This is a genomic window from Methylococcus geothermalis (assembly GCF_012769535.1).
GTDB classification, from domain to species: domain Bacteria; phylum Pseudomonadota; class Gammaproteobacteria; order Methylococcales; family Methylococcaceae; genus Methylococcus; species Methylococcus geothermalis.
In genome coordinates this window covers 1,178,400-1,202,466 of sequence record NZ_CP046565.1, presented here as the reverse complement: position 1 = coordinate 1,202,466, position 24,067 = coordinate 1,178,400, and the positions used below count along the sequence as shown (strand labels likewise).

Annotated in this window: 19 protein-coding genes; all 19 read right to left on the bottom strand. The window is 64.4% G+C overall.

The window, feature by feature from the left end; translation table 11 throughout:
• Positions 1-4 precede the first annotated feature (4 nt).
• Complete coding sequence (lpxC, locus tag GNH96_RS05825; protein ID WP_169602812.1) at positions 5-919, bottom strand: UDP-3-O-acyl-N-acetylglucosamine deacetylase; 915 nt, start codon at positions 917-919, stop codon at positions 5-7.
• 131 nt (positions 920-1,050) lie between these two features.
• Positions 1,051-2,199, bottom strand: coding sequence for a cell division protein FtsZ (gene ftsZ / locus GNH96_RS05820; protein WP_169602811.1), 1,149 nt, complete (start codon positions 2,197-2,199; stop codon positions 1,051-1,053).
• A 51-nt stretch (positions 2,200-2,250) separates the two neighbouring features.
• Entirely contained in the window at positions 2,251-3,486 is a 1,236-nt protein-coding gene (ftsA, locus tag GNH96_RS05815; RefSeq protein ID WP_169602810.1) for a cell division protein FtsA, read from the bottom strand.
• Between the two features lie 136 nt (positions 3,487-3,622).
• Positions 3,623-4,333, bottom strand: a complete 711-nt coding sequence (locus GNH96_RS05810) for a cell division protein FtsQ/DivIB (RefSeq protein WP_228720033.1) — start codon at positions 4,331-4,333, stop codon at positions 3,623-3,625.
• Between the two features lie 83 nt (positions 4,334-4,416).
• Positions 4,417-5,346 (bottom strand): D-alanine--D-alanine ligase, encoded by a 930-nt coding sequence (locus GNH96_RS05805; RefSeq protein WP_169602808.1) that lies wholly within the window; start codon positions 5,344-5,346, stop codon positions 4,417-4,419.
• A gap of 27 nt (positions 5,347-5,373) precedes the next feature.
• Positions 5,374-6,279: a UDP-N-acetylmuramate dehydrogenase gene (murB, locus tag GNH96_RS05800; protein ID WP_169602807.1), complete on the bottom strand. Its 906-nt coding sequence runs from the start codon at positions 6,277-6,279 to the stop codon at positions 5,374-5,376.
• The gene (gene murC, locus GNH96_RS05795) at positions 6,266-7,693 is read right to left on the bottom strand and encodes a UDP-N-acetylmuramate--L-alanine ligase (RefSeq protein WP_169602806.1); all 1,428 of its coding nucleotides are present in this window, start codon (positions 7,691-7,693) and stop codon (positions 6,266-6,268) included. Before murC ends, murB begins: the two co-directional genes overlap by 14 nt.
• Entirely contained in the window at positions 7,690-8,754 is a 1,065-nt protein-coding gene (gene murG / locus GNH96_RS05790; protein ID WP_169602805.1) for an undecaprenyldiphospho-muramoylpentapeptide beta-N-acetylglucosaminyltransferase, read from the bottom strand. The genes murC and murG overlap by 4 nt, the downstream gene beginning before the upstream one ends.
• A complete protein-coding gene (ftsW, locus tag GNH96_RS05785; protein WP_169602804.1) occupies positions 8,739-9,935 on the bottom strand; it encodes a putative lipid II flippase FtsW in 1,197 nt (398 codons plus the stop codon). The genes murG and ftsW overlap by 16 nt, the downstream gene beginning before the upstream one ends.
• A complete protein-coding gene (gene murD / locus GNH96_RS05780; protein WP_169602803.1) occupies positions 9,932-11,317 on the bottom strand; it encodes a UDP-N-acetylmuramoyl-L-alanine--D-glutamate ligase in 1,386 nt (461 codons plus the stop codon). Before murD ends, ftsW begins: the two co-directional genes overlap by 4 nt.
• Positions 11,317-12,399 (bottom strand): phospho-N-acetylmuramoyl-pentapeptide-transferase, encoded by a 1,083-nt coding sequence (gene mraY, locus GNH96_RS05775; RefSeq protein ID WP_169602802.1) that lies wholly within the window; start codon positions 12,397-12,399, stop codon positions 11,317-11,319. The genes murD and mraY overlap by 1 nt, the downstream gene beginning before the upstream one ends.
• Positions 12,400-12,448: 49 nt before the next feature.
• Positions 12,449-13,960 carry a UDP-N-acetylmuramoyl-L-alanyl-D-glutamate--2,6-diaminopimelate ligase gene (locus GNH96_RS05770; protein ID WP_169602801.1) on the bottom strand — a complete coding sequence of 504 codons (1,512 nt, stop codon included), beginning with the start codon at positions 13,958-13,960 and terminating at the stop codon, positions 12,449-12,451.
• Positions 13,957-15,684, bottom strand: a complete 1,728-nt coding sequence (locus GNH96_RS05765) for a peptidoglycan D,D-transpeptidase FtsI family protein (protein ID WP_169602800.1) — start codon at positions 15,682-15,684, stop codon at positions 13,957-13,959. Before GNH96_RS05765 ends, GNH96_RS05770 begins: the two co-directional genes overlap by 4 nt.
• Positions 15,685-15,713: 29 nt before the next feature.
• Positions 15,714-15,971, bottom strand: a complete 258-nt coding sequence (ftsL, locus tag GNH96_RS05760) for a cell division protein FtsL (protein ID WP_169602799.1) — start codon at positions 15,969-15,971, stop codon at positions 15,714-15,716.
• The gene (rsmH, locus tag GNH96_RS05755; protein WP_267313398.1) at positions 15,968-16,873 is read right to left on the bottom strand and encodes a 16S rRNA (cytosine(1402)-N(4))-methyltransferase RsmH; all 906 of its coding nucleotides are present in this window, start codon (positions 16,871-16,873) and stop codon (positions 15,968-15,970) included. The genes ftsL and rsmH overlap by 4 nt, the downstream gene beginning before the upstream one ends.
• A 32-nt stretch (positions 16,874-16,905) precedes the next feature.
• Positions 16,906-17,364, bottom strand: a complete 459-nt coding sequence (gene mraZ / locus GNH96_RS05750; protein ID WP_169602797.1) for a division/cell wall cluster transcriptional repressor MraZ — start codon at positions 17,362-17,364, stop codon at positions 16,906-16,908.
• Positions 17,365-17,744: 380 nt separating this feature from the next.
• Positions 17,745-19,772 (bottom strand): NAD-dependent DNA ligase LigA, encoded by a 2,028-nt coding sequence (gene ligA / locus GNH96_RS05745; RefSeq protein WP_169602796.1) that lies wholly within the window; start codon positions 19,770-19,772, stop codon positions 17,745-17,747.
• Positions 19,769-20,509, bottom strand: coding sequence for a cell division protein ZipA C-terminal FtsZ-binding domain-containing protein (locus GNH96_RS05740; RefSeq protein ID WP_169602795.1), 741 nt, complete (start codon positions 20,507-20,509; stop codon positions 19,769-19,771). Before GNH96_RS05740 ends, ligA begins: the two co-directional genes overlap by 4 nt.
• Before the next feature lie 8 nt (positions 20,510-20,517).
• The gene (gene smc, locus GNH96_RS05735) at positions 20,518-24,030 is read right to left on the bottom strand and encodes a chromosome segregation protein SMC (protein WP_169602794.1); all 3,513 of its coding nucleotides are present in this window, start codon (positions 24,028-24,030) and stop codon (positions 20,518-20,520) included.
• Between the last annotated feature and the right edge of the window lie 37 nt (positions 24,031-24,067).

Below are 24,067 nucleotides of genomic sequence, written 5' to 3'. Positions count from 1 at the left end.
ATGGTCAGCGCGCCACCGGCGCCGTCCGCATATAGGAAATCGGGGCGTACCCTTCGTCCTCGAAGCTCACCATTTCCCAGGCATCGCGCGTCTTCAGGAGTTCGCGCAGCAGGTGATTGTTGAGGCCGTGGCCGGACTTGTAGCCGGTGAACGAGCCGATCAGGCTGTGCCCCAGGAGATAGAGATCGCCGATGGCGTCGAGGATCTTGTGCTTGACGAACTCGTCGCCGCTGCGCAGGCCATCCTCGTTGAGCACCCGGAACTTGTCCACGACGATGGCGTTGTCCATGGAACCGCCCAGGGCCAGACGGTTCTTGCGCAGCATCTCGATGTCGCGCATGAAGCCGAAGGTGCGGGCGCGGGCGATCTCCTTGACGAAACTGGTCGAGGAAAACTCGACGCTGGCGGTCTGCGAATCCTTGTCGAACACCGGATGATCGAAAGCGATGGTAAAAGTCACCTTGAAACCGTCGTGGGGTTCGAACCGGGCCCACTTGTCGCCATCCTCGACCTGCAGCGGGCGCTTGATGCGGATGAACTGCTTCGGCGCCTCCTGTTCCTGCACGCCGGCCGACTGGATCAGGAACACGAAGGGCCCGGCGCTGCCGTCCATGATCGGCACTTCCGGCGCGCTGACGTCGACGTAGGCGTTATCGATCCCTAAGCCGGCGAAGGCGGAAAGCAGATGTTCCACCGTCGAGATGCGCACGTCGCCCTTCACCAGCGTCGTCGACAGGGTGGTGTCGCCGACATTGTCGGGCCGGGCGTCGATCACCACCGGCTCGGCCAGATCGATCCGCCTGAACTTGATGCCTGAATTGGGTGCCGCCGGTCTGAGCGTGAGATAAACCTTTTCGCCGGTGTGAAGCCCCACGCCGGTGGCGCGGATGACGTTTTTCAAGGTTCTTTGTTTGATCATGCAGGTGTCCCCCTTCTAAAGGGGCCGCCGCGCGGCGGCCAATCCGGTAGGTCGATCGATGCGTCATCCGGGCCACGGTCCGCGTGTTTCCCGGATGAGAATAGAGTGGAGAAAGAGCCGGTATCGGAAACTCAGTCGGCCTGGCGGCGCAGGAATGCAGGGATATCGAGATATTCGAGATCCATTTCCTTGCTGGGTTCGCCACGCGACTCATGCTTGGGCTGTTTGCGCAGCACCGTGGGGCGCTGCATCTGTTCGTAGTCGATTTCGCCGGTCTGCTTGTGGACCAGCTTCAGCGGCGCTTCGGAGACCATCTGGGACTGGCCGCTGAGGCCGGTCGCCACCACGGTGACGCGGACTTCGTCCTGCATCTCGGGATCGATCACGGTGCCGATGACGACCATCGCCTCGTCGGAGGCGTAGTCCTTGACCGCATTACCCACCTCGTCGAATTCGCCGATGGCGAGATCGAGACCGCCGGTGATGTTGACCAGGATGCCCTTCGCGCCGGAGAGGCTGATGTCCTCCAGCAGCGGGCTGGCGATGGCCCGTTCGGCGGCGTCCCGGGCGCGGGTCGGACCGCTGCCGACGCCGGTGCCCATCATCGCAACGCCCATTTCCGACATGACGGTGCGCACGTCGGCGAAGTCCACGTTGATCAGACCCGGACGGGTAATCAGCTCGGCGATGCCCTGCACCGCGCCGAGCAGCACGTCGTTCGCCGCCGCGAACGCGGCCATCAGGCTCACGTCCTTGCCCAGCACGGGCAGGAGCTTCTCGTTCGGAATGGTGATGAGGGAGTCCACGAACTGGCTCAGCTCCGCGATGCCCTTGTCGGCGACCAGACGGCGCTTGCGGCCTTCGAAGGGGAACGGCTTGGTGACCACCGCCACGGTGAGGATGCCGGCTTCCTTGGCGATTTCGGCGATGACGGGGGCCGCGCCGGTGCCGGTGCCGCCACCCATGCCGGCGGTGATGAACACCATGTCGGCGCCGTCCAGCACTTCGAGGATGCGCTCGCGGTCGTCGAGCGCGGCCTGCCGGCCGATGTCCGGATTCGCCCCGGCGCCCAGCCCCTTCGTCAAATTGTTGCCCAACTGGATGACGGTACGTGCACCGAGATTCCGTAGCGCCTGGGCATCGGTATTGGCACAAATGAAATCGACGCCCTCGATCTGGCTGCTTACCATGTGATTGACGGCATTGCCGCCGCCGCCACCGACGCCGATCACTTTGATGACCGCGTTCGGGCTAAACGAATCTACAAGTTCAAATTTCATGTTCCCATCCCCTTCTGAATACGGGCTATCCGGAAAAACAAACCGAAGATTTCAAAAATTTCCCTGAAACCAATTCTTCATGCGCAGCCAGATGCTCCTGAAGCCGCCGCCTCCCAGCATCGGGCGCTCCCCGGAAAACAAATGCTGCCGCCCATGCAACAACAACCCCACCCCCGTAGCATAGGCCGGGTTGCGAATCACGTCGTTGAGGCCGGAGACCGTATACGGCACGCCCAGCCGCACCGGCATATGGAAAATCTCCTCCGCCAGCTCCGCCAGCCCTTCGACCCGCGAGCTGCCGCCGCTCAGCACGATGCCGGCCGCGATCAGATCGTCGAAACCTGCCCTGCGCAGTTCCGACTGCACCAGCAGCAGCAACTCTTCGTAGCGCGGCTCCACGATCTCCGCGAGATTGAGCCTGGAAATCTGCCGGGACGGCCGGTCGCCGATGCTGGGCACTTCGATCGTGTCCTCGATGTCGGCGAGCTGGGTCAGCGCGCAGGCATGCTTGAGCTTCAGCGTCTCGGCATGGGGCGTGGGCGTGCGGAGCGCCACGGCGATGTCGTTGGTCACCTGGTCGCCGGCGATGGGGATCACTGCGGTATGGCGGATGGCACCGTTGGTGAACACCGCGATGTCCGTGGTACCGCCGCCGATGTCCACCAAGCACACGCCGAGCTCCTTCTCGTCGTCGGTCAGCACGGCCTGGCTCGACGCCAGTTGTTCGAGCACGATGTCATCGACCTCCAGCCCGCAGCGCTGGATGCACTTCTGGATGTTCTGGGCCGCGCTCACCGCGCCTGTGACGATATGCACCCGGGCCTCGAGGCGGATGCCCGACATGCCGATGGGTTCCTTGACGCCTTCCTGCCGGTCGATGACGAACTCCTGGGGCAGGATATGCAGGATTTTCTGATCGGCGGGAATGGCGACCGCCCGCGCCGAGTCGATGACGCGGTCGACGTCCCCCTGGGTGACCTCCTTGTCCCGGATCGCCACGATGCCGTGCGAATTCATGCTGCTGATGTGGCTGCCGGCAATGCCCGCGTAGACCGAGTGGATCCGGAAACCGGCCATCAGCTCCGCTTCCTCGACCGCCCTCTGAATGGAGTGAACGGTGGTTTCGAGATTGACGACGACACCTTTCTTGAGTCCGCGCGAGGGGTGAGTGCCCAGGCCGACGATTTCGATCTGACCATCCTCGTTGACTTCGCCCACGAGGCACGCCACTTTGGAAGTGCCGATGTCCAGCCCTACGATTACGTTCTTGTCTGACTTTTTGCCCATGGAGTCATATTCGAAGGATGTTTCAGAGGCATGCCCAGCTTATTGCGTTCAATAGCCGAATCTGCCGTTCCCCGCCCGACCGGGCGCGTTGTGCGGAAAAAAATAGTCCCTATCGTCATGCGCGGCCGCCTCCTCATCATGCGGGAGAAAGCTCCCGGGACTGCTCCGGGGGAACCTCCGCGTCGGGCGGATGCGGTTTCCAAACCACCGCGAAGCCATAAGGATACCTCAAATCGATACTTTGGAGCAGGGCCATGCGTTCTTTTCCCAGGAGCGGCAGAAGCCCCAGCAGATGGGCGATCGCCTCGACCGGCTCCTGGCGCCCGAACTCGATCCGGACATCCGATTCCAAACGCAGCGACCATGACCAGCGGTCGGTCAATTTGAGTTCGGCGACTCGCGTTCCCCAGGTTTCGAACCGGTCATTCAGTCCGACCAACACCTTGACCAGCCGGCGCTCCTGCCCGTCCGGCCCCGTCAGCAACGGCAGATGCTCGAACCCTTGGGTGCTTCCGATATGGAAGCGGTTCATCCTGTCATCGATGAAGTCGGCATCCCCCCAACGGGCGATGGGGCGATGCTCCAGGACTTCCACCTCGATGCGGTCCGGCCACCGGCGTTCCACCGAAACGTCGGCCACCCAGGGAATCGTCGCGACCGCCTCTCTTATTCCGGCCAGGGGGATGCCGAAATAAGTGTTGGCGCTCGCCAGTTCTTCTCTGACGAGACTTTCCACCGCCGCCGGATCGATATACCGGAAGACGCCCTTCACGCGCACGGTCTGCACTTGCCGTTCGGCAAACCATTGCACCCCCCAGGCGACCGTAGCCCATATCAGGCAAAGCATCAGCAGCGCCTCAAAGGACGCGCGGAATTTGCCACCGGCGCCGGGAGCAGGCCTGCTCCCGGCGCGATTCCGCCCGTCCGAGCTCACGCCAAGCTGGTTTCCAGGATATGCCACACCAGCTCCTGAAAATCGATGCCGGCGGCCTTCGCGGCCATCGGTACGAGGCTGTGGTCCGTCATTCCGGGCACGGTGTTGACCTCGATCAGCCAGGGCTGGCCGCTGCGGTCCACCAGCAGATCGACCCGACCCCACCCGCTGACGCCGACGATCTGGCAAGCGCGCAGCACCAGCGCCTGCAACTCGGCCTCCCGCTCGGCATCCAGTCCGCAAGGGCAGAGGTAACGGGTGGTTTCGGCGCGGTATTTGGCGTCGAAATCATAGAAAGCGTGCGGGGTCTCCAGGCGAATGAGGGGCAGCGGCATCCCCTTGAGCATGCCGCCGGTGTATTCCACACCCTCGATCCAGCGTTCGGCGAAGACGGCGCAGCCATAGCCGGACGCGCGCTCCCAGGCCTGCGCCAGTTCTTCGGCCGTGGCCGCGCGACTCATGCCTATGCTCGACCCTTCCTCCGCCGGCTTGACGATCACCGGAAAGCCCAAGGCTTGCCGGCAGCGATCGAGATCGGCGGACGAATCCAGCCGCAGCCAGGGCGGAGTCGGCAGGCCGGCTCCCATCCAGCACAGCTTGGTGCGCAGTTTGTCCATGCTCAGCGCAGAGGCCAGGACGCCGCTGCCCGTGCAGGGGAGGCCCAAGCAGGCCAATGCCCCCTGCAGCACGCCGTCCTCGCCGCCGCGGCCGTGGATGATGTTGAACACGCGATCGAAGCGGCGCTCCAGCAACGGGGCGATCATGTCGCGCCCGACATCGAAACCTTCGGCATCGATCCCGCCGGCCTGCAACGCTTCCAGGACGGCCTTGCCGCTTTTCAGCGAAATCTCCCGTTCGGCCGCGGCGCCGCCCATCAGGACCGCCACCCTGCCGAACTCCGATGCCTGCTGAATCCGTTTTTCCACTCAGTTCCTCTTTCTTTAAGAAGGGTTCTACACTAGGGATTCGCCCACGATCCGGACTTCGGGCTCGAGCCATACACCGGACTGCAGGGCTACCCGGTTCCGCACCGCCGAGATCAACGTCTCGATGTCGGCCGCAGTCGCGTTCCCTGAGTTGACGATGAAATTGGCGTGCTTCGCTGACACTTGGGCTCCGCCAACGGCATGCCCCTTGAGCCCGCAGGCTTCGATCAGGCGCGCCGCGAAATCGCCGGGCGGATTCCGGAACACCGAGCCGCAGCTCGGCTGATGAGTCGGTTGGGTGGCCGAGCGCCGCGCCAGCAGGGCCTTGATGCGCTCTCGCCCAGCGCGCCCGTCGCCGGGCGCAAGCTCAAGCTCGGCGGCCAGGAACCACTCACCTTCCGGACCGTGCACATGGCGGTAGCCCACCTCGAATTCGTCGGGCGCCCGCCAGATCGTCCGGCCGGCGCGATTCACCGTGAGCACGCGCCGCACCAGGCTCCAGGTCTCGCCCCCGAACGCCCCGGCATTCATCGCCAGGGCACCGCCCAGGGTGCCGGGAATCCCGGCCAGGAATTCGGCGCCCACCCAGTCACGGTCGGTGCAGAAGCGGGCGATGTGGGCGCAGGGAACGCCGGCTTCGGCGTAGACGCAATGGGGATCATGGGCTTCAATGGTCCGCAGCCGGTTCTTGGTGCAGATGACGGTGCCGCGGATGCCGCCATCCCTGACCAGCACGTTGCTGCCCAGCCCCAGCCAGAACAGCGGCTCGTCGGACGGCAGAGCGCGCAGGAATTCAACCAGATCGTCGAGGTCGGCCGGCTGGTAGAAACGCTCGGCCGGACCGCCCACCCGCCAGCTGGTGTGCCTGGCCAGCGGCTCCCGTTCGAGCCGGATTCCGCGCAAGGACGCGGCGGCGAGTTCACGGACAGTCACGTGCCGGCTCCGCGCCCAGGCGCTCGGGCAACTGCTGAGCGAGAGCGCCGACGCTGCCTGCGCCCAACGTCATTACGACGTCGCCCGGCTTCAAAATGTTCGGCAGGATATCGAAGACCTCATCCGGGGTTTCCACGAAGATGGGGTCGATCTGCCCCCGCACGCGGATGGCTCGGCTCAAGGCGCGCCCGTCGGCGCCCGCTATGGGCGCTTCGCCGGCGGAATAAACGTCCAGCAATACCAGTACGTCGACCCGGGATAACACCTGCACGAAATCCTCGAACAAATCGTGAGTCCGGGTATAGCGATGGGGCTGGAACACCACGACCAATCGCCGGGCCGGCCAGGCATTGCGGGCGGAATCCAGCGTCGCCGCCAATTCGCTCGGGTGATGGCCATAGTCGTCGACGAAGGTGATTTCGCCGCCGCCGAACGGTAGGCGAGCATTGATCTGGAACCGCCGTCCGATGCCGCCGAATCCCGCCAGCGCCCGCTGGATCACCGCGTCGGCGACGCCCAGCTCGGTGGCGACGCCGATCGCTGCCAGCGCGTTGAGAATATTGTGGTAGCCCGGCAGATTGAGCGTGATCTCCAGCGGATCGGCGCCCAGCCGCAGCACGCTGAACCGGCTTTGCAGGCCGAGACGCTGGATGCCGACCGCGCGAATGTCGACGCCCTCCCGCTCACCGTAGGTGCGATACGGCTTGCTCAGCCGCGGCAGGATGTCGCAAACGCCCGGATCTTCGGCGCACAGCACCGCCACGCCATAGAACGGCACATGGTGCAGAAATTCGACGAACGCGTCCTTGAGCCTGCCGAAATCGTTGCCGTAGGTGCCCATGTGGTCCTGGTCGATGTTGGTCACCACGGCGATCATGGGCTGCAGGTGCAGGAACGAGGCGTCGCTCTCGTCGGCTTCGGCGACCAGATACTCGCCTTTTCCCAACTGGGCGTTTGCCCCCACGCTGTTCAGCCGGCCACCGATGACGAAGGTCGGGTCGAGGCCGCCCTCGGCCAGGATGCTGGCGGTCAGGCTGGTCGTCGTGGTCTTGCCATGGGTACCGGCCACCGCCACGCCGTAGCGGAAGCGCATCAGCTCCGCCAGCATTTCCGCGCGCGAGATGACGGGAATCCGGGCGGCCCGGGCGGCATCGACTTCCACGTTGGTCTGGTCCACCGCGCTGGAGACGACGACCACATCCACCGCCTCGACATGCCGGGCCTGGTGCCCGATCGAAATCACCGCGCCGCGCTCCTGCAAGCGGCGGGTGTTGGCGTTCTGCTGCAAATCGGAACCCGACACCCGGTAGCCCAAGTGCAGCAGCACCTCGGCGATCCCGCTCATGCCGGCGCCGCCTACCCCGACGAAATGGATGCGGGTGATTTTTTTCATGCCTTCGGTTCGAGGCGTCATGCGCCGGCCTCCTCCAGGCAGATCCGCGCGACGCGCTCAGCCGCATCATAGCGGGCCAGATTCCGCGCCGCCGCGCTCATCGCCTGCAGCCGGCCGCGCTCGTCCAGCAAGACGCGGAGCTCCTCCGCCAGCGATTCTTCGTCGAGCGCCGACTGGGGCATCAGCACCGCCGCACCCGCCTCCGCCAGATAGCCGCCGTTCGCGGTCTGGTGATCGTCGATGGCATGGGGAAACGGCACGAGGATGGCAGGCAGCCCCGCCGCCGCCAGCTCGCTCACGGTCATGGCACCGGCGCGGCACACCGCGACGTCGGCCCAGCCGTAGGCCTCTTCCATATCCTCGATGAAGGCGTCCACTTTCGCCGGTAATTCGAGCCGTTGATACAAGTCTTTGGTTTCCTCGAGCATGGCCTGCCCGGTTTGATGCCGAATCTCGACCGGCTCCTCGCCCAGAGCCGCCAAAGCCCGTGGAACGACCCGGTTCAAAGCCTGAGCGCCCAGGCTGCCGCCCAGGACCAGCACACGCCGCCCGTGCCGGACGGGCCCACTCTCCTGAAACGATTCGATCGTCTGCCGCAGAGGATTGCCGGTGCAGACCGCTCCGGCGGATTCGGGAAAGGCGCCTGGAAATGCTTCCAGCACCCGGTTTGCAATGCGGGACAAGAGGCGATTGGTGGTACCGGGAATGCGGTTCTGTTCGTGGATCACCAGCGGCATTCCGAGCACCCGGGCCATGAGTCCGCCCGGACCGGCGACGAAGCCGCCCATGCCCAGTACGACGTCCGGCCTTCTGCGGCGAAGTATACGCAGTGCCTGCAGGCAGGCCAAGCCCAGCATGGCCGGCGCCTTGATCTTGGCAGCCAGGCCCTTGCCGCGTATTCCGCTGACGCTGAGCCAATCGATCGGATAGCCGGCCGCCGGCACCACCCTGGCCTCCAGGCCGGCTCGGGTCCCCATCCAGGAGACTTCGGCGCCCGCACCGCGAAGCTTGTCCGCGACCGCGAGCGCGGGAAACACGTGCCCGCCGGTCCCCCCGGCCAGGATCGTTACTCGCTTGGCCATACACCCTTCCGGCCGTTGCCCAGGAAGCTCGCCACCGCCTCGCTGCGGATCCGGAACAGCAATCCGATCGCGGCGCAGACCACCATCATGCTGCCGCCGCCGTAGCTCATCAGGGGCAGGGTCAGACCCTTGGTCGGGAGCATTCCCATGTTTACCCCCATATTGATGAAGGCCTGAAGGCCCAGCCAGATGCCGATGCCGTATGCGAGGAAGGCGGCGAACAGCTTGCCGCTGCGCTCGGCCAGCCGGCCGATCGCCAGTGCCCGCCAGACTACGATGGCGAACAGCACGATGACGGTCGTCGCCCCCCAGAGCCCCAATTCCTCGCCGATGACCGAAAACAGGAAATCGGTATGGGCTTCGGGCAAATAGAACAGTTTCTGGACGCTGGACCCCAGCCCCACCCCCTGCCAGTCACCCCGGCCGAAAGCGATCAACGCCTGGGTCAGCTGAAACCCCGAGTTGAGCGGGTCGGCCCAGGGATCGAGAAAGCTGAGCACCCGCTTGAGCCGGTACTCGGCCGTACAGATCAACAACGTGCCGGCACAGGCGACCAGGCCCAACAGCAGGGCGAAGGGCCAAAGCCGAGCCCCCGCCAGAAACAGCATCCCCAAGGCCGTCGCCATGACCACCGCGGTAGCGCCGAAATCGGGCTCCTTAAGCAGCAGGACCGCGCCGATGGCGAGCAGGCTCAACGGGAAAAGCATGCCTTTCACCGAGGTCCTGACGGTTTCCAGATGGCGGCTGATATAACCGGCCACGTAGATCGCGGCCACCAGTTTGAAAACCTCGGACACCTGGACACGAAGCCCGAACAGGTTGATCCAGCGCACGCTGCCGTTCACCGATTTGCCGATGCCCGGAATGAGAACCAGGACCAGCAAGGCGATGCCCACCCAGAACAGCGACCTGGAATGCCGCTCCAGCGTGTCCAGCCGGACCTTCGCCGCCGCCCATCCCGCCACCAGCCCCAGCACGATATGCGCGAGCTGGTGCTTCGGAAAGTAGAAGCTGTCGCTCGCCATTTTTTCGCCGAGATGCAGCGAGGCGGAGGACACCATGACGAAACCGAAAAGCATCAACCCCAAGGATACCGAAAGCAGGATGGTGTCCAGATAAAAGCGGTTGGGGCCCCATTTCAGCACCAGACCCCGGCTGCCGCGAATCGCTCGCGTAGTCATGACATGGTCCTCACCGTTGCAGCGAAATCCCTTCCGCGTTCTTGATAGTCCTTGTACTGGTCGAGGCTGGCACACGCCGGTGCCAGCAGCACGGTATCGCCGCGCCGGGCTACCCCGCGGGCGGCCCGAACCGCCTCGAACATCGTGTTGACCCGGATCGCGGGCACGATGTCCTTGAGCACCTGCTCGATCAGCGGCCCGTCCCGCCCCATGAGGACGACGGCCCGCAGCTTTTCCGCCGCGACCGGCACCAGGGCCGAAAAATCGGCGCCTTTGCCGTCGCCCCCGGCGATCAGGACGGCCTTGCCGTCCAGCCCGGACAGCGCTGCGATGCAGGCGCCGACGTTGGTCGCCTTGGAATCGTTGACATAAGCGACACCGTCGATATCGGCCACCCATTGCATGCGGTGATCCAGTCCCGGAAACGTCCGCAGCACCTGCGCGACGGCTTCACGGTCGAATTGGCAGGCATCTGCGATCGCCACGGCGGCAAGGGCGTTGGCCAGATTGTGCCGGCCCTTGATGCGAACCTCGTCGGCCGGGACTAGCGGAATCCCTTGCGCCAGAATCCAGGTCCTCCCTTCGTTGAGGCCGAGCGTATAGTCCAAGCCCGCGCCGTTCCCCAAACCGAACCGCACGGCGCGCCTTCCCGGCTCACGCATTGCGGCGACGAGAGGGTCATCCTGGTTGAGCACCATCAGCCCATCGCCGCGGAACACGCGCCGCTTCGCCTCGGCATAGGCCGCCACGTCGGGATAGCGGTCCATATGGTCCGGGCTGATATTGAGTACGGTCGCGACATCGGCCTCGAACAACTCCGAGCGTTCGAGCTGGAAGCTCGACAGTTCGAGGACATACAGCTCCGCAGCCGCGTCCAGCAGGTCCAGCATCGGCGTGCCCAGGTTGCCGCCCACCGCCGCCCGGATTCCGGACGCCTTCGCCATCAGGCCCACCAGGGTCGTTACCGTACTCTTGCCGTTCGCGCCGGTGATGGCCGCTATCGGCGCCCGCGCGCAGCAGGCGAACAGGTCCAGATCGCCGAACACGCGCACGCCGCGCCGCCGGGCATCGCGGATTTCGTCCCGCTCCAGGGAAAGTCCGGGGCTGACGACGAGATGCGTCGCCGCTGCCAGCGCATCTTTGCTGAACTCCCCGAGAAACAAGGGGACATCGGGAAATGCCTCACGCAGTTCTCCCAGACCCGGCGGAGCGATCCGACTGTCCATGACTGCGCATTCGAAGCCATGCCGGTGCAGGAAGCGGACGGTCGCCAGGCCGGTCGCGCCCAGGCCGAGGACGAGCACGCGCGAACGGACGTCCAGGCCGAGACCGGCGAATTCACAGGGCAGTTTTTCAGCAACGGCGCGGGGGTTCGTGTTCATCAACGCAGTTTCAAGGTCGCCAGCCCGATGAGCACCAGAATGACGGAGATGATCCAGAACCTCACGATCACCCGCGGCTCGGGCCATCCTTTCAATTCGAAGTGATGATGGATCGGCGCCATGCGGAAGATGCGCCGGCCGGTCAATTTGAAAGACAGCACCTGCAGCACGACCGAGACCGTCTCCATGACGAAAATTCCGCCCATGATCATGAGCACGATTTCCTGCCGGACCAGCACGGCCACCATCCCCAATGCGGCACCGAGTGCCAGGGCTCCGATGTCACCCATGAATACCTGGGCCGGGTAAGTGTTGAACCAGAGGAACCCCAGGCCGGCCCCGACCAGGGCGCCGCAAAACACCACCAGTTCCCCCGCCTTCGGCAGATAAGGAATTCCCAGGTACTCCGAGAACTCGCTGTGGCCGGAAGCATAGGCGAAAATCGCCAGCCCCCCCGCGACCAGCACCGTCGGGAGAATCGCCAGGCCGTCCAGACCGTCGGTCAGATTCACCGCGTTGCTCGACCCCACGACCACGAAATAGACCAAGGGGATGTACAGCCATCCCATGTTCAGTACGACATTCTTGAAGAACGGCACGATGAACTGGGTTTCCTGCGGCAAACTCGCGGTGTGATAGAGAAACAACGCCACCCCGAGGCCAAACACCGATTGCCACAGGTATTTGTGGCGTGCCGCCAGCCCCTTGCTGTTTTTCAGAACCAGCTTCTTGTAATCGTCGATGAAGCCGATGAACCCGTAAGCCAGGGTCACCAGCAGCACCGCCCAGACGTAGCGGTTGCCGAGATCCGCCCACAGCAAGGTGCTGATGGTGATCGTCACCAGGATCAGCGCACCGCCCATGGTGGGCGTACCGGCCTTCGACAGATGGCTTTGCGGGCCGTCGTCGCGGATCATCTGCCCGATCTTGTAGCTTCCCAGGTGCCGGATCATCGCCGGGCCGACGATGAAGGAGATCACGAGCGAGGTCAGGACACCGAGGATCCCGCGGAAAGTGAGATAGTGAAAGACTCTGAAGACATCGAAATAATGCTCGAGCCAGTTCGCTAGAATCAGTAGCATCGTATTTCCTTAAACTGCTTCCGATACAGGGCGTGTCGCCTCTGTAACCTTATTCGGTGCCGCGGTGCCGGGCCGACAGCGCTTTCCCGACCTCTTCCCGATCGGAAAATTCGTGGGCCACGCCGCCGACGTCCTGAAAAGCTTCATGCCCCTTTCCTGCCACCAGGACGATGTCGCCTTCCCCCGCCTGGACAATCGCCTGACGGATGGCCGCACGGCGGTCGCGCACGACGGTGACGGTGGAACCGGTGCAACCTTTGAGAATGTCCTGAACGATGGCATCCCCCGACTCGAACCGCGGATTGTCGTCGGTCACGATCACGCAGTCCGCGAGGCGCTCGGCGATGGCGCCCATTTCCGGGCGCTTGCCCTTGTCCCGATCGCCACCGCAGCCGAACACCAGCCGCAGCTTGGCCCGGCAATGACGGCGCAGGCTCGTCAGCACGTTCCGCAATGCGTCCGGGGTATGGGCGTAATCGACGACCACGGTCACGCCATCCGCGCTAAATCGCTCCATGCGCCCGGCAACGGGACGGACCCTGCCGACCCGCGAGGCGGCAGCGTCGACGGAATATCCCAGCCCCAGCAGAACCGCCATCGTCCCGAGCAGATTCTCGGCGTTGAAATCGCCATAAACCGGGGCATCCACGTCGACGGCGCGCCCCTCCCAATTGACCCGCAAATGCAGTCCCTCGGGCGTCTGCTCCAGGGCCTCTGCAGAAATCACCGGAAAATCCGCCGATCTCCCGCCCTGCAGGCTGTAGCCGATGACCTTCACCCCCTCGGGGACGCTCGCCCGAAGGGTATCCACGGAAGGATCGTCGAGGGTGAGCGCGACGAACTCCAATGCGGGATTGGACAGCAGGCCCAGCTTGGCATTCAGATAGGACTCGAAAGTGCCGTGATAATCGAGGTGATCCCGCGTAACGCGGGTGTACAGCGCGCCTCGGCAACGGACGCCGTTGATGCGCCCCTGCGCCTGCCCGTGCGATGAAGCCTCCAAAGCCACCAGCCCGATCCCTTGCGCCTTGAGGGTTGCGAGTATGGCATGAATCTCGATGGCATCAGGGGTCGTATGAGCGATCCGCCGCAGCCTTTCGGGCTTTCCCCAGCCCAGGGTCCCGATGACAGCCGTCGGATATTCATTCCGCAAGGCATCGGCGATGAAATGGGTGCAGGAGGTCTTGCCGTTGGTCCCGGTGACCGCGACGACGTTCAAAGTCTCCGAGGGATGGCCGAAAAAACGGGCAGCGACGCTGCCCAAGTGGCGCCCCAGATCGGGAACCGGGACGGCGAAATCGAGTTCCGGTACCGGCAAACAGGCGCCGGCCCCGCCCGAGGGATCGTAGACGACGGCCACCGCCCCCCGCTTGGAGGCATCTTCCGCGTACCTGAGCCCATGCGCATGGCTCCCCGCCAATGCGAAAAAGGCATCGCCGGTGCGCACCGCCCGGCTGTCGAGGCTCAGGCCGAATACCGGAATATCCGGCACGGTCTGAGCCTCGGTCAAGCCATCCAACAGCCTCCGCAGGGAAGCGCCGGCACCATCGCCGCCGCTCAAAAGATTTCGTCCTTCTGGGCGGAAAGGATGGACGGGCCCATGTCCTGATCCGGCAGGACGTTGAGCAACCTCAGTCCCGGCTCCATGACGGCGGCAAAAGCCGGCGCCGCCACTGCGCCGCCATAATATTCGCCGGCCGAAGGCTCATCGATCATCACGACGGTGACCAGCCGCGGATCGGTTGCCGGCGCCATGCCTGCGAACACGGCGATGTGGCGCGAGGTCTGATAGCCGCCGCGTCCGGCGCTTTTCTTCACCGTCCCGGTTTTTCCGGCGACCCGGAAACCCGGAATACTGGCCTTGATCGCCGTGCCATCGGCCGAAACCACGCCTTCCAGCATGTTGCGCACCGCCATGGCAGTCTTTTTCGACATCACCTGGGTCGACGCCGCCGGGCGATCCAGCTTCAGCATGCTGACGGCCGGCATCGCGCCGTCGTTTGCCAGCGCCAAATAAGCCCGCGCCAACTGCAACGGCGTTGCCGACACCCCGTAGCCGAAGGAGAGCGTAGCCTGCGCGAACGGCCGCAGCCCTTTCCGGTCCGGCATGCGCCCTTGCGCTTCGCCGGGAAAACCGGTACCCAGCCCCTGGCCGAATCCCAGGTCGCGGTAAAACCCCCAGAACTTGTCGGGAGGCAAGGCCAAAGCCATCTTGGTGACCCCCACGTTGCTCGACTTGCGTAGCACTCCGGCGACGTCGAGCACGCCGTAGTTGTGCACGTCCTTGACCACGTTGGAACCGACGCGCATGACGCCCGGCGAAGTATTGATCACCGCGTTGGCTCGAAAAGCCCCCATTTCCAAGGCACAGGCCACCGCGAACGGCTTCATCGTCGAACCCGGCTCGAACAAATCGGTGATTGCGCGGTTGCGGGTCGACCCGGGCACGGCGCCGTTGCGGCCATTGGGATTGAAGGACGGCTGATTGACCATCGCCAGCACCTCGCCGCTCTTGGCGTCGAGCATGACCAAGGCGCCTGCCTTCGCCCGGTGCTGCTGCACCGTCTTCTTCAGCTCCCGGTAGGCCAGATACTGCAGGCGCTGGTCGATGCTGATGCTCAGGTCCTTGCCAGCCACCGGCTGACGCACGCTGTCGACATCCTCGATGACCCGGCGCTTGCCGTCCCGGATGATGCGCCTGACCCCCTCGATACCCTTCAAATGCGCATCGAAGGCAAGCTCCAGCCCTTCCTGTCCCTTGTCGTCGATATCGGTGAAACCGAGCACATGGGCGGTAACCTCGCCGGTCGGGTAATAGCGCCGGTACTCTTCTTCGGCGTAGACACCGGGCAAGCCCAACGCCATCACCTGGTCGGCAAGCTCGGGGCTGACACGGCGCTTGAGATACACGAAAGCCCGATGGGCGCCGTGGTCGCCGAGGCGCCGTTTCAGATCGTCCGGCGTATCTCCGATCAGCCCGGCCAAGGCCTCGTACTGCGCTTCGTTTGCCTCGAACTCCTTGGGATTGACCCAGATCGATTTCACCGGACAGCTGGTCGCGAGCAAATCGCCGTTCCGGTCCAGGATCCGGCCGCGATGCGCCGGCACGGGAACCACGCCCATATGGCGCAAGTCGCCCTGGTGCTTGAGAAACTGCCGATCCACGACCTGCAGGTTGACCGCGCGCCCGACCAGGACGAGCATGGCCGCCATCATGCCGATCAGCAATAGCGACCAGCGCGCCCCGTAATCGCTCTCTCTTTGCGGATTCGTTATGTACATCATCGCAGACACCCCCTCATCCCCACATGAGCTCAGGGTTTGATGTAAATGATCGACTCGCGCGCCGGCAGGGTCATCCCCAGCCTGCTGCGGGCCAGACGTTCGACGCGGCCATGCTCGGCCCAAGTGTTCTGCTCCAGCTGAAGCTGGCCCAGCTCCACATCGTATTGATTCAGGGCCAGTTCCAGACGCTGAACCTCAGCGAACAGCATGCGCGTGCGGTACTTCGCATAAACGACGCCGAGCGCCGAACAAACGGCAACCACCGAGAGCAGGAGTATCCGTGTCATGCCGCCCGCTTTTCGGCTGCGCGCAATATGGCGCTCCGCGCCCGGGGATTGACCCGGATTTCGTCCTCATCCGCCTTGAGCGGCTTGCCCAGGCCGATGAGGCGCGGCGTCGAGCGGGATTCGAAGATTCCCCCCGACATCTCCCTGCCGCGCACCTCCTCCCGCATGAACCTCTTGACGATCCGGTCTTCGAGCGAATGAAAAGAGATCACCACCAAGCGTCCCCTCGCGGCAAGAACCTCTACCGCTTCGTTCAATCCTCGCTCCAACTCACTCAACTCATCATTGACAGCGATCCGGATCGCCTGGAAAGTGCGGGTCGCCGGATGCTTGAACTTGTCTGCGAACGGAATCGCGGCCTCGATCAACCTGACCAAATCGGTTGTCGTGGCGATCGGCCGGCGTCTCCGTTCCTCGACCACCGCGCGGGCGATGCGTCCCGCAAAGCGCTCCTCGCCGTATTCCCGCAACACCCGCGCTAGTTCCCGTTCCGGAACCTCGGCGAGCCAATCCGCCGCACCGGTCTTCTGGCTCGGATCCATCCGCATGTCGAGCGGCCCTTCTCTCAGGAAACTGAAGCCTCGCCGGGCTTCATCGAGCTGTGGCGAGGACACACCCAGGTCCATCAGGATGCCGTCTACCCGGCCCGCCCATCCTCTTTCACCGACGAATCTGACGAGGTCCGAAAAGCGGCCGTGCTCGATGGCGAACCGGGCGTCGCCGGACAGGCCGGAAGCGCCGGCCGCCGCCACGGCCTCCCGGTCCCGATCGATCGCCAGAAGACGCCCCTCCGCGCCCAATCGCTCCAGAATCGCCCGGCTGTGCCCCCCTCGACCGAAGGTGCAATCCAAATAAATGCCGGCCGGCCGGATCGCCAGCGCCTCGAGCACCTCGGCCAACATGACGGGACGGTGTCCGCTTTCGGCTTCCGCCATCAAAACGCCAGCGCCCCGAGCTCCGGCCCCATGTCTTCGAGACCTTCCAGGCTCGCTTCTTCCAGCCATTCCTGGCGGCAGCGCTCCCAGAGTCCTTCATCCCAGATTTCGAACTTGTTGCCTTGGCCGATCAGGACGACCTGTTTGTCCAGACTTGCGAACCGGCGTAACGGCTCGGGTATGAGGAAACGCCCCTGGCCGTCCAGCTCACACTCGGTGGCATGGCCGATCAGCAGCCGTTGAAGCCGCTTCACCTGTTTGTTCAAGGCCGGCAATTTCACCAGCTTCCGTTCCAGTTCCTCGAATTCAGGCAAAGGGAAAAGCAGCAGACAGGTATCGGTTCCAACGGTGACCACCAGTTGTCCCTCGCAGGACTCGCGGAGTTCGGACCTGTAACGGGTAGGCACGGCCATGCGCCCCTTTTCGTCCAGGCTGATGGAATTAACGCCTCTGAACAAGCCGCCCCCAAGCCCCACATTCCTCCAGAAAAAACCACTTTCCACCACCTGAGAAGCACTATAGAAACGCGTTCAAGGCAAGTCAAGATGAGTCGCAAAAAAAACTCACGGCATTGTTTGGCAGAGGTTTTTCGTAGCTTCGACCGAGCCGGGCGAGGCGCCGGCAACCCCCTCGGACGCCGCGTCTCGGCAGGGCGAAAGCTGGGACGCCAGGACATCGAAAACATGGACGGATCGATTGGAGAAGCACTGCGAAATCTGGAATTCCGGACCGCACGGGAGTTGAAACGGCAAGGGTCGGAAATCCGGAACGAGGAAGGGTGGATGGGGAAGTTCGTTTCGGCCGCGTGGAGCTGGGTTACACCAAAACAGGAGGAAAACTATGGCCGTCCGCGTTCGAGCATCGCCAGAAAGCCGTCCTCGTCCAGCACCGGAATGCCGAGTTCTGAAGCCTTGGCCAGCTTCGAGCCCGGTTCCTCACCCGCGACGACATAGCTGGTGTTCTTGGAAACGCTGCCGGTGCATCTCGCCCCGAGGGCCTCGAGCCGGGCACGCGCTTCGTCCCGGCTCATCGTGGCGAGCGTCCCCGTGAGCACGAAGACCAGTCCCCGCAGCGGCAACTCGCCGGCCTCAGGCGCCGCTGCCGGCCTTTCCCAGCTCACGCCGCGCTCCAACAGTTGCGCGATCACCTCACGGTTGTGCGCCTGTGCGAAAAACAGCCGGATATGGCGGCTCACGACCGGACCGACGTCCGCGACCTTCAGAAGTTCGTCTTCCGTGGCCGCCATCAAGGCATCGAGAGAGCCGAAATGATCCGCCAGCGCCTTGGCCGTCACCTCGCCGACATCGCGGATGCCCAGCGCGTAAAGGAAGCGCGCCAGTGTGGTGCGCTTGCTGCGCTCCAGCGCCTGCAGCAGATTGGCCGCGGATTTCGTTCCCATCCGCTCCAGCCCCGCAAGCTGGTCCAGGCTCAGGCGGTAAAGGTCAGCCACTGTTCCGATCAGCTTCCTGTCCACCAGCTGATCCACCAGTTTGTCGCCCAGGCCTTCGATATCCATCGCCCGCCGGGACGCGAAATGCTTGATGGATTCCTTGTGCTGCGCCGGGCAATACAGGCCGCCGCTGCAGCGGGCCAGCGTCTCGCCCGGCTCTGTTTCCACGGCGGAGCCACATTCGGGACAGCGCTCAGGCATGTGAAACGGCTCCGCCCCCGGCGCCCGCAGCTCGGGAATGACCCGTACGACTTCGGGGATCACATCGCCAGCCCGCCTCACGATCACCGTGTCTCCCTGCCGGACATCCTTCTTGCGAACTTCATCGGCATTGTGGAGGGTCGCATTGGTGATGGTCACACCGCCGACGAATACCGGCTCCAGCCGCGCCACAGGGGTCAGCACGCCGGTACGACCTACCTGCACGTCGATCGCCAGTACCCGGGTCCTCGCCTCTTCGGCGGGAAATTTGTGCGCGATGGCCCATCTCGGCGCGCGCGAGACGAATCCCAGCTCGAGCTGAAGCTGCAAGCCGTCGACCTTGTACACCACCCCATCGATGTCGTAAGGCAGGCCGTGGCGGCGCTCCGCCAGCGCACGGTAGTACTCGAGGCAGCCGGTGGCTCCCCGAACCACGCGAAGTTCCGGCGACACCGGCAGGCCCCAGCACTTCAAGGATTCGATGAGCTCGTGCTGCGTGGCGGGCAAACGGTCTTCGGGAAAAGCACCGATGCCGTAGGCATAAAAGGACAACGGGCGCGAGGCCGTGACCCGGGCATCGAGCTGGCGGAGGCTACCCGCCGCGGCGTTGCGCGGATTCGCGAACACCTTTTCACCGCTGCGGCGGGCGCGCTCGTTGAGAGCGAGAAATCCCCGTTTGGGCATGAAGACCTCGCCCCGCACCTCGAAATGAACCGGGAAACCGTCGCCCCTCAGCCGCAGGGGAATCGCCCGGATGACCCGGACATTGTGGGTCACATCCTCACCGACCTCGCCGTCACCGCGGGTGGCGGCCCTGACCAGGACACCGTCTTGGTACAGCAGATTGACCGCGAGGCCGTCCAGTTTGGGCTCTGCGACATAGTCGACCTCATCCCGGGACAGCTCCTTACGCACCCGCCTGTCGAAAGCGGCGACGTCCTCGTCGCTGAACGCGTTCTCCAGCGACAGCATCGGCACTTCATGGCGAACCTCGGCAAAGGCTTCGACCGGCGGGGCGCCGACCCGGCGGGTCGGCGAATCGGGGGTGACGAGTTCCGGGTATCGTGCCTCGATGGCGAGCAATTCCGCCATCAGGCGGTCGTACTCGGCATCGGTAATCAGGGGATCGTCGAGCTGGTAATAGCGGACGTTGTGAAACTCGATTTCCTCGCGCAGCTTGTTGACTTTCTCGATCAGTTCGGCAGGGGCGCTCACGGCTGTTCGCAGGCCTCCGCCAGAATTTCGCGCATTTCCATCACCCGTGCCTCGGTGAGCTCGGCGCGGCGTTCATCCAGCACGGTCCCGTCCAGCGCCTTCGCCAATCCGCGGCAGGTGTCCACCAGGTCGTCGAAAACTTCCAGGGGATCAGGCACCTTGGCGGGCTGGAAAAAGAAGACGACACCGGGCGTGCGGAAATTTTCCATGTCGTTAACCGGGAACGTGCCAGGCTCGACGAGACTGGCCACGCTGAACAGAGGCTCGCGATAAGCGCTGTCGTAGCGATGGAATATCCCCATTTCGCCGTATACCAGATCCAGATCGATCAGAGCATCGCGCAGGCTCTCGCCCGGAAACCGGGCGCCGCCCCCCTTGACGACACTGAACTGGATGAGAAAGGGGGCTCCCAAAGCCGCCGAGGCCCTTGCCGGCGGCTCCTCAGCCGGCTCCGGCGGGGACCCAGCCACCGCCTCCATCGCAGCTGCCCCACTCGTTGCGGTGGCAGGCGCTGGCCGCTCCGCCGCTTCGGCGAACCGACCGCCTGTCGCCTCTGCCTGTTCCGTGGCCGGCCAGGGCAACGCCTCCGTTTCCTCTTCGCTCTCGAAAACGTCGAAATCGCTGGACCGTTCCAGCGTATCGAGGATCTTTTGCTTGTAACGGCCCCAGACATAAATGCCGGCAATGACCAGCACGCCGACGACCAGGATGATGACCCGGACTGTGTCTCTATCCATTTCGCCCCTCAAACCGAAGCCAGTTCAACCGCCGCATCGATGTCCACCGCCACGATGCGCGACACGCCAGGCTCCCGCATGGTGACTCCCGCCAGATATTGAGCGATTTCCATCGTGACCTTGTTATGGGTAATGAAGAGGAATTGTACTTTTTCGGACATTTCTTTCACCAATTGACTGAACCGTCCGACGTTGGCATCGTCCAGCGGCGCATCCACTTCGTCCAGCAGGCAGAACGGCGCGGGGTTCAGCTCGAAGATGGAGAATACCAGGGCCACCGCCGTCAGCGCCTTCTCGCCCCCGGACAACAGATGGATCGAACTGTTGCGCTTGCCGGGCGGCTGGGCCATGACGCTCACCCCGGTGCTCAGCAGGTTGTTTTCGGTGAGTTCCAGGGTTGCCTTCCCGCCGCCGAAAAGCTTGGGGAACATGCGCTGAAAACCGGTGTCGATCTTTTCGAACGTCTCCTTGAAACGCGCCCGGCACTCGCGGTCGATCTTTTCGATGGCTTGCTCCAGGGTTGCCAGCGACTCGGTGAGATCCCGCTCCTGCTCCTCCAGATAGCGCTGGCGCTCCTCCTGTTCCCGATATTCCTGCATCGCCGTGAGGTTGACCGGACCGAGGCGGTCGATTTCCTCGCCGAGACGGGCCACCGAGGCTTGCCAGACGCTTTCCTCGGCGCTTTCCGGCAACGCCGCCACAATCGCCGCGGGCGCCGCACCGAATTCCGCAAACTGCTCCTCGATGCCCTGACGGCGGACCTCCGCGGTCTGCCAGGCCAGCTTGATCTGGCCCACGCCGTCCCGCAAGGCCGCCAGTTCGTGCTCCGCACGCTGGCGCTCCCCCGAAACGCGCCGGATGTCGGATTCGAGCTCGGCGAGCCGGCGGCGCTGCCGGGTCATTTCCGCCTCCAGTGCGGCGCGCTCCTCCATCAATGCCTCGAGACGAAACCGTTCGTCTTCCAGGGGAATCTCGGATTCCTCCAGCTTCCGAACGATGGCACCAAGCCGGTCCGCAGTCTGGCCGTGCTGCTGCTCCAGCCGCTGCAGATGGGAGCGGGTCAGCGATTCGTTCGATTCGAGCGTGGCGGCCCGGCTGCGGAGCGTGCGAACTTCCTCGTGCAATGACTTCTCCACCGCTTCGGCTCCGGCGAACGCCTCTTCCAGCACCTGCCGCTCTGCCATCAGCTGCGCCGCCGCGTCCTGCAGCCGGAGCGAATCGCGCTCAGCCGCCGACAAGGCTGCATCGGCCTCGGCGCGCTTCTCGGCGAGTTCGACGCCCTGATCGGCCAACTCATCGAGCTCGTGGCCGAGCTGGGCCAGACGATGCCCCAATTGCTCGCGCCGTGCCTCGGCTGCGGCGAGCTCCGCCCGCAACCGGGAAACCTGTGCGGAAAACTCGTCAGCCTTCTTCCTCGCCTCTCGCCGCGCCGCTTCCAAGCGTTCGAGTTCGGTCTCGGCCCGGCCAGCCTCGGCTTCCAGGACCTCGGCCTGCGCCCTCAGCTCGTCGGCCCGCCGCCGGCATTCGCGCAGTTCCCGTTCGCGGGCGAGCGTCCCCGCATGGCCGGCGTCGGGCTTGTGCACCAGCATCCAGCCCACCCCGATGCGGATGCCCTCGGGCGTCACCACCGACTCGTGCGGCCGCAGCGACCGCGCCTTCCCTACCGCCGCGACCAGATCGGAAGCACAATACACACCGCCCAGCAGCCCTTCCAAAGCCAACGGCGACTGGACCCGATCCAGCAGACGCTCCCCCCCGCCGGCCCCATCGGCTGCCACCCCTTCGCGATATTCGCAAAACGCCAGCGACTCCGCCGGCTGCCGCGTCTGGAGATTCTCCGCATAAGGCGCCAGATCGTCGACACATACCGCTTCGATGTGCAGCCCCAGCACGGTTTCGACGGCGGTCTCCCAACCCGGCGATACTTCGATCCGTTCGCCCAAGCGATCGGCCTCCGACAATCGCCATGCCGCGAGGACCTCGTCCAAAGCGCTCCGGTCACGCCCCATCGCATGGCGCTGCAGGGTTTCGAGCGAAGCGACCTTCCCCTGCAAGGCATGCAGACCGGCCCGAATCTCGTTCAGCCGCTGCCGCGAGGCGCGCAACCGCCCCCGTTCCCCTTCCGCCGCCCGGCCTAGTTCTTCGGTGGCGGCGAGCATCTCTTCCCGTTCCGCCTCGAGACCGGCCGCGTCCATGCGTAGCGTTTCCACATCGAGGCCGGCAAGCGCCTTTTCCAGTTCCGCCTGCTGTTGCAAGAGGCGTTGACGCCGCCCGCCGAGCTGTTGCTCCTGCTCTCGCAACTGATGCAGCCGCGAACGCTGCAAGGCCACTTGGCCTTCGAGCTTGTGCTGATCGCCGGTCAACGTTTCCCAGCGGTCGCGGCACGCGTTCAGCTTCGCTTCCGCGGTTTGCCGGGCCGAGGCCGCCGCCATTTCCTGCCGTTCCAGCAAGGCCAGCTTTTCGAGAAGTTCGCGCCCCTCCGCACGCATCTCTTCGAGTCGGAGGCGGTCTTCATCGCGGTCGGATTCGGCTTTCCGCAACTCGGCCGCGACCCGCTCCCGCTCCAGAACCAGCTCCTCCCTCGACTTCTGGGTATGGCGTATGAACTGGTCCAGACGGCTGATTTCCGCGCCCAGCTCGTAGAGCCGGCCCTGCTGGGCGTCGAGTTTTTCCTGGGCCGCCGACCGGTGCTGCCCGAGCTCCTCCAATCGCCCTTCGCAGGCATGCTCCTCGCCGCTGAGCCGACGAAATCGCTCCTCCGAGTCCGCCAGCTCGGCTTTGAGCCGGTCGAGCTGCTGCTCCAGCGCGCGCCAGCGCAGTCCCAGCAGCTCGAGCTTGAGCCGGCGCTCCTCGTCGCGCAAGGCGATGAATTTCTCGGCTTTCCTGGCCTGGCGCTGCAGATGCCCCAGTTGCCGGCCCACTTCTTCACGCAGATCAGCCAGGCGCTCGAGATTCTCGCGGGTATGGCGCATCCGCTGCTCCGTCTCGTGCCGGCGCTCCTTGTATTTCGAAATGCCGGCGGCCTCTTCGATGACTTCGCGCATCTCGTCGGGTTTGGCTTCGATCAGCCGGGAAATCGTGCCCTGTTCGATGATGGCATAGCTGCGCGCACCCAGTCCCGTGCCCAGGAACAGATCGGTGATGTCCTTGCGGCGGCAGCGCGTTCCGTTCAGAAAATAGCTCGACTGGCCGTCGCGGGCGATCTGGCGCCGGATGGCGATCTGCTGATATTTCCCGTATTCGCCCCCGGCGCGCCCGGAGGAATTGTCGAAGACCAGCTCGACCGAAGCCAGGCTCGCCGGCTTCCGGGTGCTGGAGCCGTTGAATATGACGTCCGCCATGGTTTCGCCGCGCAGATGGCGCGCCGAGCTTTCCCCCATGACCCAGCGCACCGCGTCTATGACGTTCGATTTGCCGCAGCCGTTCGGCCCCACCACCCCCACCAGGTTGCCCGGCAAGGGAATGGTCGTCGGATCCACGAAGGACTTGAAACCGGCGATCTTGAGCTTTTCCAGTCGCATGGGGGATTCAGGGAGATGACACTGGAAGGGCGTAAGG

Coding starts and splice junctions, on each gene's coding strand:
- ftsA (WP_169602810.1), bottom strand. CDS start 3,486: ATGGGCAAAAAGTCAGACAAGAACGTAATCGTAGGGCTGGACATCGGC.
- GNH96_RS05765 (WP_169602800.1), bottom strand. CDS start 15,684: ATGATGTACATAACGAATCCGCAAAGAGAGAGCGATTACGGGGCGCGC.
- murD (WP_169602803.1), bottom strand. CDS start 11,317: ATGAACACGAACCCCCGCGCCGTTGCTGAAAAACTGCCCTGTGAATTC.
- mraY (WP_169602802.1), bottom strand. CDS start 12,399: ATGCTACTGATTCTAGCGAACTGGCTCGAGCATTATTTCGATGTCTTC.
- ftsL (WP_169602799.1), bottom strand. CDS start 15,971: ATGACACGGATACTCCTGCTCTCGGTGGTTGCCGTTTGTTCGGCGCTC.
- rsmH (WP_267313398.1), bottom strand. CDS start 16,873: ATGTTGGCCGAGGTGCTCGAGGCGCTGGCGATCCGGCCGGCCGGCATT.
- murG (WP_169602805.1), bottom strand. CDS start 8,754: ATGGCCAAGCGAGTAACGATCCTGGCCGGGGGGACCGGCGGGCACGTG.
- ftsZ (WP_169602811.1), bottom strand. CDS start 2,199: ATGAAATTTGAACTTGTAGATTCGTTTAGCCCGAACGCGGTCATCAAA.
- murC (WP_169602806.1), bottom strand. CDS start 7,693: ATGACGCCTCGAACCGAAGGCATGAAAAAAATCACCCGCATCCATTTC.
- GNH96_RS05740 (WP_169602795.1), bottom strand. CDS start 20,509: ATGGATAGAGACACAGTCCGGGTCATCATCCTGGTCGTCGGCGTGCTG.
- lpxC (WP_169602812.1), bottom strand. CDS start 919: ATGATCAAACAAAGAACCTTGAAAAACGTCATCCGCGCCACCGGCGTG.
- ftsW (WP_169602804.1), bottom strand. CDS start 9,935: ATGACTACGCGAGCGATTCGCGGCAGCCGGGGTCTGGTGCTGAAATGG.
- smc (WP_169602794.1), bottom strand. CDS start 24,030: ATGCGACTGGAAAAGCTCAAGATCGCCGGTTTCAAGTCCTTCGTGGAT.
- GNH96_RS05810 (WP_228720033.1), bottom strand. CDS start 4,333: ATGCTTTGCCTGATATGGGCTACGGTCGCCTGGGGGGTGCAATGGTTT.